We start from the raw sequence: 13,129 nt of genomic DNA, 5'->3' as shown, positions 1-13,129 counted from the left end.
CAGGCGTTACTTGAAACGGTAGTTGATCCGACCTTTGGTCAGATCGTACGGGGTCATTTCGACCTGGACTTTGTCGCCGGCCAGAACGCGGATGCGGTTCTTGCGCATCTTACCTGCCGTATGTGCGATGATCTCATGGCCGTTTTCCAGCTCGACCCGAAACGTCGCATTAGGCAGGAGTTCCTTCACGACACCGGGAAATTCGAGCGTATCTTCCTTGGCCATGTTGTCTCCATCATTACGTTGCACCCGCAGAATCCGCGGGGATGTGCGCTTAAATGAGCCTATTTCGCCCTTATTTCAAGGGCGGAATCACCTAAAGGCTGGATATTGTGACCGATTCGACTCGGGGGGCTTGTTCCTGCCAATGAGTGCGGTTCAGCACATGGCCGTCCGCACGGACATGTGCAATTGCTTCCAATTCGACCTCGGCATAGGTCCAGCCGGGTTGGTTCAGCACGCCTTCGGCCAGCACCCCTGTGGCTGGAAAGCCCTTGTCCGGCGGGCCGAATATGCCGCCCGTACCAGTGTTTTTGTCCACGGTCTCGGACCATTCGTTATTTCCGACCAGCGAAGCCATCACTGTAACACATTGGTTTTCCAATGCTCTTGACATCGCTCCGATGCGGACACGCCAATAACCGGAAAGGGCTTCGGTGCAAGACGGAACAAGGATCAGATCCGCCTCGCTGAGGGCGCGGCCCAACAAAGGGAACTCGCTGTCATAACAGATGAGCACCCCGATCTTGCCCAGCGCGGTGTTGAACAGCTTCAGCGGACCACCGTGGGCAATGTCCCAATCTTCACGCTCGAACCGGGTCATGATCTGTTTGTCCTGATGGTCGCAAGCGCCATCTGGCGCATAGAACGCGGCGCGGTTCACTGGACGACCGTGGCCATCCATAACCGGGGCGGAAGCGCCCAGAATGTATGTGTTGTATGTCTTCGCAAGGCGGCTGTGCAGGGTTTGCACATCCCCCATTCGGTCAGACACTGAATGGATCGAGCGTTCCAGATCGCCTGCCACCTCGACCCCATCGAGGGTCGAAAGCTCCATGGCTCCGTATTCAGGGAAAACCAGAAGTTCAGCCCCCTGCCCTGCGGCTTCGGCGACCCAGCGGTCCAATTTGTCTTCATACTGTGCCCAACTGTCGAGCCAGCTGAGGTCGTAAGCGGCAGTGGCGATTTTCATGATTTGGCATCTACTAAGACTCAGTTGCCGCGACACTAGAAGAGGACGGCGCGGCATGTACAGGGCATTTGTTTCCGCACCGTCCTTCTGGCCCGCACCCAAGCGCTGTGGAGGTTTTGCGAGACGCTGGTTCAGCAATCAAACGATAACCCATCAAAAACCGGCTTGTCATTAATAATGTAATAACATTACATAGCCGGCAATTTATAACGGGCGAAGGCAAACACCCGTCTGCCCCCGATTCGGGCTAAAAAACACAGGAGCGCACCCCATGACTGAAACCCGACTTCCGGTCACTGTTCTGTCCGGCTTTCTGGGCGCGGGCAAAACAACCCTCTTGAACCGCGTACTGAACAATCGCGATGGCCGACGGGTGGCCGTGATTGTCAACGACATGTCCGAAGTGAATATCGATGCCGATCTTGTTCGCGCCGATACCGAGCTTTCCCGCACAGACGAGACGTTGGTCGAAATGTCGAACGGCTGCATCTGCTGCACGCTTCGGGACGACTTGCTGGACGAGGTGCGCAGGCTGGCATCAGAAGGGCGGTTTGATTACCTGTTGATCGAATCCACCGGTATCTCCGAGCCACTGCCCGTTGCGGCAACTTTCGATTTCCGCGATGAGCTTGGCGAAAGCCTGTCTGATGTTTCACGTCTGGACACGATGGTGACGGTTGTCGACGCAGTCAATCTGCTCAATGACTTCTCAAGCCATGATTTCCTGCGCGACCGGGGCGAGACCATGGGGGAAGAAGATGAACGCACGTTGGTACACCTGCTGACCGATCAGATCGAATTTGCCGATGTGGTCATTTTGAACAAGGTTGCCGACGCCGGGCCGGACCGCGTGGATGCTGCGCGCAAGATCATCCGCAGTTTGAACGCGGATGCTAAGATTATTGAAACCAACCACTCAGATGTTGCCGCAGACGAAATTCTGGATACCGGGCTGTTCGACTTCGAAAAGGCGCATGAGCACCCAATGTGGGCTAAAGAGCTGTATGGATTTGCCGATCACGTGCCGGAAACCGAAGAATATGGCGTTACCAGTTATGTCTACCGTGCGCGGCAGCCCTTTATCCCCGAAAAGATCCTTGAAATCTTGAACGGCGATCTGCCCGGTGTGATCCGGGCCAAGGGTCATTTCTGGATCGCCACGCGCCCGGACTGGGTGGCCGAGTTTTCACTGGCAGGCGCGTTGTCGTCCGTGCAGCCTCTGGGCACTTGGTGGGCAACAGTGCCCGAAGACCGCCGCCCTGATCATGAAAGCGCACGCGCTTATATGCAGGCCCATTGGCAAGAACCCTGGGGCGATCGCCGACAAGAGATCGTATTCATCGGCAGCGGCATCGACTGGCCTAGACTGAAAGCCCGATTGGATACAGCACTGCTGCCCACTGTCGCTGCAAGCCGTCTTGAAGACCTGCCAAAGCTGCCAGACCCCTTCCCGATCTGGCGCCGTGCCGAGGCTGCGGCATGAGCATTGTTCAGAACATCGCCCAAGACGCGGCCATGGGGATCGAGATTTGCACCACGCCGGACAGTCTTTCAGCCATTCATCAGCCCAGCTGCGCTGCAGCCATATGGAACAGACAACCGTTGCAAGGTTTTCAATCTTGGCTAAATGGGCTTGATCCCGAACAACTGCCCAAGACCCGCGTGATCCTGCGCCCCGAGTTGGTGCGCGAGGCTGTTTCTGAAGTATGCGACGCGCGCGGCACCCCACCGGGTGCAGAGCGCGCCCGGCTGGTGGACGACATTGCAGCGCTGTCTGATATCTTTGCCGGTCTGATGAACGCGAAATGGCTGCGGCTGCGGTTGGACGTGATAACGACCAATGCATGCCGCAGGTTCCACATCGATGCCGTGACCGCGCGCCTTGTCTGCACCTATAAGGGAACGGGAACGCAATATGGGGTCTCGACAGGTGGCGCAGACCCATCGCGCGTTTTCACAACCCCAACCGGCGCACCAATTCTGTTACGTGGCACGCTCTGGCCCGCACAACCAGACTCCGGTTTTCTGCACCGCTCGCCTCCGATTGAAGGCACGGGCGAGACGCGGTTGGTGCTTGTTCTGGATCCGGTCCTTGACCCTGAAAGTGAGTTTGACCCGATCTTAGGGCACTGAAAACAAATGCCCGGGCATGCTCTGCCCGGGACCTGCTCTAAGTCCTACACAGACGGGAACGTGAATTGGCATCTGCGGTCTGACGTGCTTGAATGTACGAAGGAGGCTGGTGATGCAAAAACAGGAAGAATTCGACAAGTTCTATTTCGCCAAGGTTGGGATGGGCGAGGCCTGCGGATGCGCCGAGCGTGTCATTGACGTCTATGAGTTCAACCGCAAAGGCGGTCAGCAATCCAAGAAAGCAGTGAAACAAGACAAGCGTAAACGCCTGTCGCTTCGGGCTTGGGCCGTGAAATACGGTTTCTTAAGCCGCAGGCGCGCACCGTAGATGGTGTCTACAGATCCCTGATCCAGAACTGTAGCGGTTTGAGCGTCTCGCCGTCTTCTCCGATGTCTTTCCAGGAAAACTGTGCAATGACGCCGGGTAGAGGCGTGTAACCGCGCGCGCGCCAGAAGGTGTCGAGCGGGCGGTATTGTGCAGGTCTCATCGGGTGGTCGTCCGGGCGTTGCACTCCGCAGAATGCAGCTTTGGAGAACCCAAGACGGCGAGCATGGGCTTCACGTTCGTCAAAGAATTTGTGGCCGACACCTTGCCCACGATACTCCGGTAACAGTACCGACTCTGCGCAATAGAAGATGTCGCCCAACTCAAGGCCTGTGCCTTCAAACGCTGCGGCGAAATCTTCGGCGTGATCCGTCAGGGGGGCACCGGTTGACGCGCCGATCAGGCGGTCGCCGTCGAAAGCACCCACCACGATGGCCTGATCGCTGTCCCGGTAGGACTGAAGGTATTTCCGCTCGTATTCAAGGTCGCCATCATAGAGATAAGGCCAGTCGTGAAAGACCTTGATCCGCAGACGGGCGACATCGTCCAGAGCAGCCTCAAGCGCCGCTCCGGTCAGGGGGCGGACTGCGCTGACCTCAGCCATTCGAGACCTGTTTGGTCCAGTCCGCCAGATTGTAGAAAGTTGTGACGCGGGTGATCTTTCCGTCTTTCAGATCAAAGAATGATCCGGCAGGCAGGCGATAGGTCTGGCCGTGCGCTTCGGGCAGGCCCTCGTCGGTTTGCAGATAGGTGCCGTTCACGGTGAATTCGGCCGCAGCGCGGGTGCCACCCTGGGCGTCGAATACGACGATATCGGTCAGGTTCTCTTTGTAGCAGCGATTCATATGGGCGCAGAAGGCCGCAAACTTTTCCTTGCCCACACGGATTTGGCCCTCGTTCACATGATGGGCCACGTCGTCGGACAAACAGGCCAACATGCCATCAACATCACCGGCGTTGAATGCCTCGAAATAGGTTTGAACGGTCTGGTTCATGGGTCACTCCGTTGGTTCGCCCCAGCGGTCCTTCAGATGCTTGATGATCTGATCGCGGGTCTGTCGGTAGTGGTGTAGCTTGGTTTCTCGCGTCTCACCCATCCCGGTAGGGTCCATTATTGGCCAGTAATCGACATCCAGATGAAAAATCCGGGTCAGTTCCAGCGCTTTGCGCTGACTGGCTGGTGACAAGGCGACAATCAGATCGAACGAACTGAGGTCGTCGCCCCACTCTTCCATCTCGTCGAAGGATCGGGTGCGGTGGCGGGACAACTCGACCCCGATTTCGTGGCATACAGAAATACAGAAACCGTCAATATCAAGATCGTTATGAACTCCGGCAGACTGCACGTAAGTGCCGGTGCCGTAGAATTTCTTCATGATGCCCTCGGCCATCGGGGACCGAACCGAGTTGTGGTCGCAACAGAACAGGATCGACTGCGGCAGAGGCGTCACCCGTTAGCCTCCGAAATGCAAAACGCAGATAAGCGTGAAGAGGCGGCGGGCGGTGTCGGTGTCTACGTCGGCTTTGCCCTCTAACCTTTCCTGCAAGACGCGGCTGCCTTCGTTGTGGATGCCGCGCCGGGCCATGTCGATGGTTTCGATCTGGCTGGGGGGCAGCGATTTTACCGCGTCGAAATAGCTTTCGCAGATCTGGAAATAGTCTTTGACCACTTGCCGAAAGGGGCCGAGCGACAGATGAAATTCCGCCGCCTTCTGCTCTTCCTCTGTTGCAACGTCAAAAACCAACCGCTTGTCGCGGATCGACAATTGCAAGCGATAGGGTCCGTCGGGCACAACGCGGTCATCGCGTTTGGGCAGAGAGAAACTGTTCTCTTCCAGCAAATCATAGATGGCAACCTTGCGCTCCTGCTCGATCTCCGGCGTCGGCGGGGGCAGGTTTCGGTCATCCAGTTCGATATGCGAGATGCGGGTCATCTTTACAGCTACAATCCTTGTGTCAGCACAGACCTATAACAACGAAATTCGCGTAGCAACGCACAGAAACGCCATATGGGCCCGGTCTTTGCGTCAATTCAACCTATTCAAGCGGTTCAGCCGGGCCGTAACCGACAAGCCATGCGCCTCAAGGCTTTCTGAATGGGCCAGTTGTTCGGCGGCCGGTCCGATGGCGCGCAGCGCTTCGGGGGTCACCTGGCTAAGTGTGGTGCGTTTGAGAAAGTCCATCACGCTGAGACCCGATGAGAACCGAGCAGACCGGGCAGTCGGCAGCACGTGATTTGGGCCGCCGACATAGTCGCCGATGGCTTCGGGCGTGTATTGACCCAGAAAAATCGCCCCGGCGTGGATGGTTTTTTCGCTCAACGTCACCGGATCTGCGACGCACAGTTCCAGATGTTCAGGCGCAATACGGTTCGACAGGGCCGCCGCCTCATCCAGATCACGCACAGTGATGACTGCACCAAAGTCGCGCCAACTGGCACCAGCGATAGCGCGACGTTGCAGAGTTTCGAGGCGTTTTTCGACCGCCTCAGCCACGCGTTGACCGAAAGTGGCATCATCGGTGATCAGGATGGATTGCGCGCTTTCGTCATGTTCGGCCTGGCTGAGCAAATCCAGCGCGATCCAGTCGGGTTCGTTATCCTTGTCGGCAATCACCAGAATTTCCGACGGTCCCGCAATCATGTCGATGCCGACCTTGCCAAAGACGCGCCGTTTGGCGACTGCGACAAAGGCATTGCCTGGGCCGGTGATTTTATCGACCGGCACGATGGTGTCGGTGCCATAGGCCAGCGCTGCAACGGCCTGCGCGCCGCCGATGCGATAGATCTCGTCCACGCCCGCCAATTGTGCGGCCAGCAAAACCAGTGGATTTACCTGCCCATCCGGCGTAGGCACCACAATGGCCAGCCGCTCCACGCCCGCCACTTTAGCCGGAATGGCGTTCATCAACACCGACGACGGATAGGAGGCCAGTCCACCCGGCACGTACAGCCCTGCAGCAGAGACCGCAGACCAACGCCAACCCAACGTGGCTCCGGCTTCATCCGTCCAGCTGTAATCGGTGGGCATCTGCTTTTCGTGGTAAGATCGGATGCGGGCTGCGGCAAGTTCCAGCGCCGTACGATCTTCCGCCCCGACCTCAGCCACCGCGTCTGAGATTTCTTGCGCGCTGAATGCCAGTGTTTCAGGTGTCAGCTCTAACCGGTCAAATTTAGCAGTCAACTCGATGACCGCCGCGTCACCGCGGTTGCGAACATCATCGATGATCTGAGCCACGACTGCGTCCACATCCGGGCTGTCTTCGCGCTTTGCTGACAGCAGCGTTTGGAAGGCACCCTCAAAATCGGGCGATGTGGTGTCGAGGAAAACGGGCATGATCAGGCACTCCGGGCGTTGCGCCATGGGACATATCGCCCGCTGCGCGCGGCCTCAACCCTCAGTCGTCGGGGTGCAGCGATTTGCGCATGGCCAAGCAGGACAAATCCTGGCGGTCACTGCACCGTCCGGTATCTTCCCACCCATGGCGTAGATAAAACTCCCGTGCCGTCCGGGTCGCGTCAAGATGCGTTTCGGTGCAACCGCACGCAGCCAGTTGCTGTTCCAACTGACTGAGCAGAGCGGCCCCAACCCCGCTGCCCACATGACCCGGATCAACGTAAAGCAAAGTGATCTTCCCGGTCTCGAACAAACCTCCGACGGCAGCCACCTGCCCTTCATGCTCGGCCACCCAGATCTGCGACCCTGATTTGAACCAACCCCGGATGGTTTCCGGATCCTTGTTTGTTGTCCATTTTTTCAGATGGTCAGGATCGTTATTGTGGTCGGCCACACAAAGCTGCGTGATCGACCGGATCAGCACCTGGCTGATGTCGAACACGTCGAACACAGTGGCCGGACGCAGCGCGACGCCTCCTGACGGTTTGGAAAACGCCTGAGAGATACCGCGCTTGTTCTGCATCTATTCGGGGTGCTGCGGGGCCTGACCCGACGGGGCCTGATAGGGGCGGGTTACGTCCTTGAGGGTCACGTCGACGGCTTCGACCTTAAGACGGATCACACCGTCGCCCGCCAATGTCAGCAAGATTTGACCAGCGCCATCTTCACCCGCTTCGAAATCGACCGAGAGAAGGGACATGATCATGTCAGTATCCCTTCGATCAACGCCTTGGCTGGCCACGGAAAGTACCGAATCAAAGACCAGCACGGATTGCACCCGCTCGAACGGGCGATCACGGCGGGTGGCCGCGTCTTTGTCTTCCCAGCGAAAGCGGTTCAGCAACAGGCCAAAACGGCGCTGCGACGGCTGCCATTTCATCTCGGTCACCGGGAAAACCGCGTCCTGCGCCAGGGTCGAAATCACCTGAAGGTCGTCGCTGTCCTCAGCTCCCAGATTCAGCGGGGCCTCGCGCCCGTCTTCAAAACTTGCGTCTGTCATTGGCCTTTGATCCGTTCGATTTTTGCACCCACGCCTTCCAGCTTGCGCACCACATGCTCATATCCGCGGTCCAGATGATAGACCCGGCTGACCGTTGTTTCACCTTCTGCCGCCAGCCCCGCCAGAATCAGCGAGACCGAGGCGCGCAGGTCCGTTGCCATAACAGGCGCACCTTTCAGGCTTTCAACACCGGTAACTGTGGCTGTGCCACCATGCACCTCGATATTCGCGCCCATGCGCACCAGTTCGGGTGCGTGCATGAATCGGTTTTCGAAAATGCGTTCTTCCAGCACCGAAGTTCCTTCAGCAGTGCACATCAGCGCCATCATCTGCGCCTGAAGGTCCGTCGGGAAGCCCGGAAACGGCTCTGTCACCACATCCACGGCCTGAACGCGACCATTCTTGCGCGCCACTTTCAGTCCCTTTTCGGTTTCCGCGACGCTGACTCCTGCTGCGTCCAGCTTCTCGGCAAAGGATTCGACCAGAGACATGCGCCCGCCCAGCAACTCAACCTCACCGCCGCAAATCGCCGGTGCCAGCATATAGGTACCCAGTTCGATCCGGTCCGTAACGACCTGATGCGTGGCACCATGCAACCGGTCGACACCCTGGATTTCAATGGTCGAGGTCCCCTCGCCCGAAATCTGGGCCCCCATCTTGCGCAAGCATTCGACCAGATCCACGATCTCAGGTTCGCGCGCGGCATTCTTCAGAACAGTGGTTCCCTTGGCCAGCGTCGCAGCCATGACGATGTTTTCAGTTGCCCCAACCGAGGCAAAGCGCATCTCATGCACCGCGCCTTTCAACCCGCCCGGTACCTTGGCGTGCAGATACCCGTCTTTCAGTTCGATCTCTGCACCCAACGCCTCAAGCCCTTCGACATGCAGGTCCATAGGACGCGCCCCAATCGCGCACCCACCGGGCAGCGAGACAACCGCCTGACCAAAGCGCGCCAACAATGGGCCAAGCACCAGGTTCGACGCGCGCATCTTGCGCACGATGTCATAGTCAGCTGTCTGACTAGTCAGGCTGTGGCTCGACATTGCGATCACCTGCCCGTCCTGCAGTGAAGACACTTCGGCCCCCAGCGATTGCAGCAAGGCGGTCATGGTTTTGATGTCGCTCAGTCGCGGCGCATTGGTCAGCGTCAGCGGTTCTTCGCTTAGCAAAGTTGCGGGCATCAGCGTCAGGCACGCGTTCTTGGCCCCCGCGATCGGAATTTGCCCGTTCAGCGGGCCGTTGCCCGTTACAAGAATCGAATCCATCTGCTCTTATCCCTCGTCCTTATCGGCTTTGTCCCCCGAGGCCGCTCGCGCCTTGGCCTGCGCCTTGCGCCGCGCCATATTCGCCTTAAGCGCCGCCTTCAAACGCTCTTCCCGCGCTTCCCCGGATTTGCCTTGTTTTTTGGGTGAATTTTTATCTGTCATGATCTTTCTCTACAGGAGGCGAAAAAAACCGTCCAGACACCCTTGCGCCGCGTTTCGTTTGAGTCTAATCACCCGCCCACAGCGCTGCTGTAGCTCAGAGGTAGAGCACTCCCTTGGTAAGGGAGAGGTCGAGAGTTCAATTCTCTCCAGCAGCACCATAAAATCAAAGACTTAGAGGATAGTCGACCTGGCCCCACAGGGGAATGGCGACCACATGGCGACCATCGCGCAGGTTTCCTCAGCCGATGGCTACGTTGCGCCGATTGGCCTGAGCATTCGATAACAGGCTGCACCCACCTGACGAACCCGCCCCCTGCCTACCCCCTCAGTAAGCCGTGCGCGTGCCAGTGAGGCTCGCCGATTTTGCGGGGCATGATTTTCAAAGGACCATCCTCTCTGAAGTAAGGCTCTAGCTGTTCTTTGAGGGCCGTCGAATTAGGGGCTCGGGACAAATGCCCGCTTCAGCCCGACAGGGGGCGTTCACTCAAGACGGAACTACGTCCGAGGTGCGGACGAAGCAGACATTCATTCGGAACTAAAGCGATGGGCATGACCCACCAAACTCTGCAATTTGTTGACCTTTAGCATACCGTTTTGCCACAAAGGAGCAATGCGATGTTCGCGGAGGTCTAGAATGTCGAGACTTGGTCGGCCGACAGCGAATAAGCAATCTCCAATTGCGAACTTCCGTCAATGAATGGAACCTCGACAAGCGTACTCTCTACGCTTAATCGGCCAACTACGGTGACTACTTCAAATGGTCCGCGCGTCTTAACGCCATTTTCGCTGCTGACTACTATCATTTGGTTGGGGGGCGGCGAGGGCGTGTGCACACAGGCACCCGCGTAACTGACCTATTTGCCGGCAATACGGATATACAGCATCACCGAAAGGCGGATGATCTCTAGATTGGTTTTAAGAGTTTGAAAGTTGCAGGTCTAGTCATGAGCGAAAGCAAGCAACACTGCTGCTCCGCCCAAGCAAAGTTCTTCTGACAAGACGTTTGAAAGAACTGTGTTTTGTAGCGCCGGATCGCTATTCAGCTCCCCGCCCGCCCAGAACTGATCTCTTCAGATGATCGCCAGCAGAATCTTAGTAAAGACCCGCGACCTTTGCCCTCAGTTTTATCAGTGATGCAACAGTGTCGATTGTGGGTGTTGCGATCCCGGTCAGTTGCCCCAATTCCTGTACTGAAGTGACCAAGGCATCAATTTCCATAGGTCGGTTCAGCTCCAAATCCTGCCACATTGAGGTCTTGTGTGCTCCGACAGCCGCTCCTCCGTCAATGCGCTTTTCGACATCAATCGGGAACCTAACCCCCAGTTTTTCACCGATTTCCTGAGCCTCTAGCATCATTCCACGTGCCACGGAGCGTGAACCTTCATCAGTACACAAGACATCAAGTGTTGAGTGGGTAAGTGCGGAAATCGGGTTGAACGACAAGTTGCCCCATAGCTTCAGCCAAATTTCGTCCCGTATTCTCGGTCTTACGGGCGCGCGCAACCCGGCGGTGGACAATGCAGCCGAAAGGTTGGAGGCACGGTCTGATTTAGTGCCATCGGGCTCACCCAAAGAAAAACGATTGCCTTCGACATGCTTGATTGATCCCGGAGCAATGACTTCCGCGGCCGGATAAACAACACACCCAAGCACACGATCCGGTCCGAAACCGTTCCATTGCGCGTCTCCCGGGTCTACAGATGACAATCTCGTCCCCTCGAAGGGACCGCCCAGCTTGTGGAAATACCACCAGGGTACACCGTTCACTCCGCTCACTATTGTCGTTTCATCCCCAATCAGTGGCTGGATCGAGTCCACAACTGCTGGAACGGAATGCGCTTTCAGTGTGATAAAGACATAGTCTTGGGGGCCGAGATCGGCGGCATTGTCCGAGGCGCGTATTGGCACGTTGATTGGTTCCTGCCCATCCTCTTGGAGAGTCAGCCCTTTTTCTTGCATTGCAACCAGATGTGGGCCACGTGCAACGACACTGACGTCGACGTCAGTCTGCGCGAGCTTCGCGGCAACGTAACCTCCGATAGCTCCGGCACCAAAGATGCAAACTTTCATGTGTCTAAGCCTTTGCCAGTCCCAATTTAGCGGCCAGCCCAATCCTTTGTATCTTACCAGTCGCACCTTTTGGTATCTCTTCGAGAATAACCACTGAAGTCGGCACCTTGAATTTTGCGAGCCGTGCGCCAACAAAATCCCGGACGTCCTGACCTGCAATCGTCGCTCCTTCTGAGAGCACCACCGCCGCCGCTATATCTTCGCCCAGTTTCTCGTGGGGAACGGCAAAACAAACTGCCTGAGCAACATCCGGATGGCTTAGAAGCACGGCGTCAACTTCAAGTGGACTGATTTTTTCTCCACCGCGATTGATAAGCTCCTTAAGGCGTCCAGTCAGTCGCAGATAATCCTCTTCGTCGAACGACCCTTGATCACCGGTGCGAAACCAGAGTTTTCCATCCGCTTCAAAGAAATTGTCTGCATTTACCTGCGGGTTGCTCTCATACCCAGGGGTCACGTTCGGACCGCTGATAACGATTTCTCCGACATCCCGCGAAGCGATCAATACATTTTCCGTTTCGTCTGCAATTCTGACTTCAGGGCCCGCTGCTACTCCGACGTATCCGGGCTTTTGCTTTTGTGGAGGAAGCGGGTTGCAACACATTTGATGCGTGGCCTCAGTCATACCGTAGGCCTCGATGACAGGCGCATTGAATGTCGCCACCAACTCTTCCATGACCGGCGCGGGCAACGACGCGGAAGACGACCGCAAGAAACGCAAGCGCGATTGCTCAATGACTGATTGGTTTCGGGCGGCTCGGGCGAGAATAGCTTGGTGCATTGTCGGAACCGCCGTGTACCATGTCGGATCAACCTCAGCGACCTGTGAAAAAAAGCTAAGAGCGTTAAACCCAGAGGCGCAGCTAATTTGCGATCCGGCGCCTAAAGAAGCCGCGACTGCTGCGATCAGTCCATGGATATGGAACAGCGGCATGATGCTTAGACAACGATCATCGATTGTCAGCTTCAAAGACGAAGCCACGTTCCGTGCCGACGAGTAGATATTGGCCTGCGTCAAAGGAACGATCTTGGGGCGCGACGTTGTTCCTGATGTATGGAGTATCAGGGCGACGTCATCTTCACCCGGCGCTGATGTATCAGCCACTCCAATTGGGTCACAGGCCAAAACGGAAAACTGTCCAGCTGGACGAGAACTATCGCTAGAAATCCGCAAGACGGCCACACCCAATTCAGTCGCCGCTTGCACGGCTGGGCCACATTCGTTTTCGCTTACTACAAGAGCCTTGGCTTTCAAGTCTCTGAGATAGAACACATATTCTTCGGCAGTATAAGAAGGGTTTAAAGGCGCCGTCGTCGCCACTTGGGCGACGGATATGAATGCCGTCGCCATCTCTGGTCCGTTAGGCAACACAATTGCCACCCTGTCGCCGCGCCCAATTCCGATCTGATGCAGATCCTCTTTGACCTTCGCGCAATGCTCGCGCAAACCAAGGTAGCTCAACCAAGGCTGGCCAGGGGCGCCAATGGCATTTGCCGTGTCTGCATGGTGTGCAATCAATTCAGCGACTAAATGGGGCATCTGTTGTCCGTTTACACAAGCATCGGTTTCTTTCGCAATGTTAGGTC

16 protein-coding genes, 1 tRNA gene and 1 pseudogene are annotated in these 13,129 nt (G+C 56.8%); 4 read left to right on the top strand and 14 right to left on the bottom strand.

Translation table 11 applies throughout. The features are described 5' to 3' along the window. Positions 1-6: 6 nt before the first annotated feature. Together infA and ACR3EH_RS15265 are read right to left on the bottom strand one after the other, a co-directional pair. Entirely contained in the window at positions 7-225 is a 219-nt protein-coding gene (gene infA, locus ACR3EH_RS15270) for a translation initiation factor IF-1 (protein ID WP_005978431.1), read from the bottom strand. A 91-nt stretch (positions 226-316) separates the two neighbouring features. Continuing rightward, a complete protein-coding gene (locus ACR3EH_RS15265) occupies positions 317-1,192 on the bottom strand; it encodes a carbon-nitrogen hydrolase family protein (RefSeq protein ID WP_171188320.1) in 876 nt (291 codons plus the stop codon). 271 nt (positions 1,193-1,463) lie between these two features. Between ACR3EH_RS15265 and ACR3EH_RS15260 the strand changes: the two genes are divergently transcribed. The 3 genes from ACR3EH_RS15260 to ACR3EH_RS15250 all read left to right on the top strand — a co-directional run bounded on the left by ACR3EH_RS15260 (position 1,464) and on the right by ACR3EH_RS15250 (position 3,653). Further along, positions 1,464-2,675 (top strand): GTP-binding protein, encoded by a 1,212-nt coding sequence (locus ACR3EH_RS15260; RefSeq protein ID WP_171188321.1) that lies wholly within the window; start codon positions 1,464-1,466, stop codon positions 2,673-2,675. Beyond that, the gene (locus ACR3EH_RS15255; protein WP_171188323.1) at positions 2,672-3,325 is read left to right on the top strand and encodes a DUF1826 domain-containing protein; all 654 of its coding nucleotides are present in this window, start codon (positions 2,672-2,674) and stop codon (positions 3,323-3,325) included. Before ACR3EH_RS15260 ends, ACR3EH_RS15255 begins: the two co-directional genes overlap by 4 nt. Before the next feature lie 112 nt (positions 3,326-3,437). Continuing rightward, positions 3,438-3,653, top strand: coding sequence for a hypothetical protein (locus ACR3EH_RS15250; protein ID WP_171188324.1), 216 nt, complete (start codon positions 3,438-3,440; stop codon positions 3,651-3,653). Between the two features lie 7 nt (positions 3,654-3,660). Here ACR3EH_RS15250 and ACR3EH_RS15245 read toward each other — a convergent pair whose 3' ends face one another. From ACR3EH_RS15245 to ACR3EH_RS15205, 9 genes are all read right to left on the bottom strand, one after another. Beyond that, positions 3,661-4,254, bottom strand: a complete 594-nt coding sequence (locus ACR3EH_RS15245) for a GNAT family N-acetyltransferase (RefSeq protein WP_171188326.1) — start codon at positions 4,252-4,254, stop codon at positions 3,661-3,663. Further along, entirely contained in the window at positions 4,247-4,645 is a 399-nt protein-coding gene (locus ACR3EH_RS15240; RefSeq protein ID WP_171188328.1) for a ketosteroid isomerase-related protein, read from the bottom strand. Before ACR3EH_RS15240 ends, ACR3EH_RS15245 begins: the two co-directional genes overlap by 8 nt. 3 nt (positions 4,646-4,648) lie before the next feature. Continuing rightward, a complete protein-coding gene (locus tag ACR3EH_RS15235) occupies positions 4,649-5,101 on the bottom strand; it encodes an arsenate reductase/protein-tyrosine-phosphatase family protein (RefSeq protein ID WP_171091313.1) in 453 nt (150 codons plus the stop codon). Positions 5,102-5,104: 3 nt separating this feature from the next. Next, the gene (locus ACR3EH_RS15230) at positions 5,105-5,584 is read right to left on the bottom strand and encodes a UPF0262 family protein (RefSeq protein ID WP_171175817.1); all 480 of its coding nucleotides are present in this window, start codon (positions 5,582-5,584) and stop codon (positions 5,105-5,107) included. Between the two features lie 93 nt (positions 5,585-5,677). Beyond that, on the bottom strand, positions 5,678-6,985 hold the full coding sequence (gene hisD, locus ACR3EH_RS15225; RefSeq protein ID WP_171675708.1) for a histidinol dehydrogenase: 1,308 nt from the start codon (positions 6,983-6,985) through the stop codon (positions 5,678-5,680). 61 nt (positions 6,986-7,046) lie between these two features. Beyond that, on the bottom strand, positions 7,047-7,568 hold the full coding sequence (locus tag ACR3EH_RS15220; protein WP_171188331.1) for a GNAT family N-acetyltransferase: 522 nt from the start codon (positions 7,566-7,568) through the stop codon (positions 7,047-7,049). Continuing rightward, positions 7,569-8,045 (bottom strand): DUF2948 family protein, encoded by a 477-nt coding sequence (locus ACR3EH_RS15215; RefSeq protein WP_171188333.1) that lies wholly within the window; start codon positions 8,043-8,045, stop codon positions 7,569-7,571. It lies immediately after the preceding gene. Then, positions 8,042-9,310, bottom strand: a complete 1,269-nt coding sequence (gene murA / locus ACR3EH_RS15210; RefSeq protein ID WP_171188335.1) for a UDP-N-acetylglucosamine 1-carboxyvinyltransferase — start codon at positions 9,308-9,310, stop codon at positions 8,042-8,044. Before murA ends, ACR3EH_RS15215 begins: the two co-directional genes overlap by 4 nt. A gap of 6 nt (positions 9,311-9,316) precedes the next feature. Further along, positions 9,317-9,472 carry a hypothetical protein gene (locus tag ACR3EH_RS15205; protein WP_171188337.1) on the bottom strand — a complete coding sequence of 52 codons (156 nt, stop codon included), beginning with the start codon at positions 9,470-9,472 and terminating at the stop codon, positions 9,317-9,319. Between the two features lie 83 nt (positions 9,473-9,555). On the opposite strand from ACR3EH_RS15205, the gene ACR3EH_RS15200 reads away from it, so the two are divergent. Continuing rightward, positions 9,556-9,630 (top strand) — tRNA-Thr (locus ACR3EH_RS15200). 471 nt (positions 9,631-10,101) lie between these two features. Here ACR3EH_RS15200 and ACR3EH_RS15195 read toward each other — a convergent pair. From ACR3EH_RS15195 to ACR3EH_RS15185, 3 genes and pseudogenes are all read right to left on the bottom strand, one after another. Then, a pseudogene (locus ACR3EH_RS15195) lies at positions 10,102-10,314 on the bottom strand (DUF3299 domain-containing protein); the annotation flags it as partial. Positions 10,315-10,564: 250 nt separating this feature from the next. Further along, complete coding sequence (locus ACR3EH_RS15190) at positions 10,565-11,542, bottom strand: 2-dehydropantoate 2-reductase (protein ID WP_171675706.1); 978 nt, start codon at positions 11,540-11,542, stop codon at positions 10,565-10,567. 4 nt (positions 11,543-11,546) lie between these two features. Then, a complete protein-coding gene (locus ACR3EH_RS15185; protein WP_171188342.1) occupies positions 11,547-13,082 on the bottom strand; it encodes an acyl--CoA ligase in 1,536 nt (511 codons plus the stop codon). Positions 13,083-13,129: the final 47 nt, after the last annotated feature.

It is taken from the genome of Ruegeria sp. BG7 (assembly GCF_056535685.1).
Note: the sequence above shows the minus strand (reverse complement) of the source record. Positions and strands in the feature narration are given on the sequence as shown.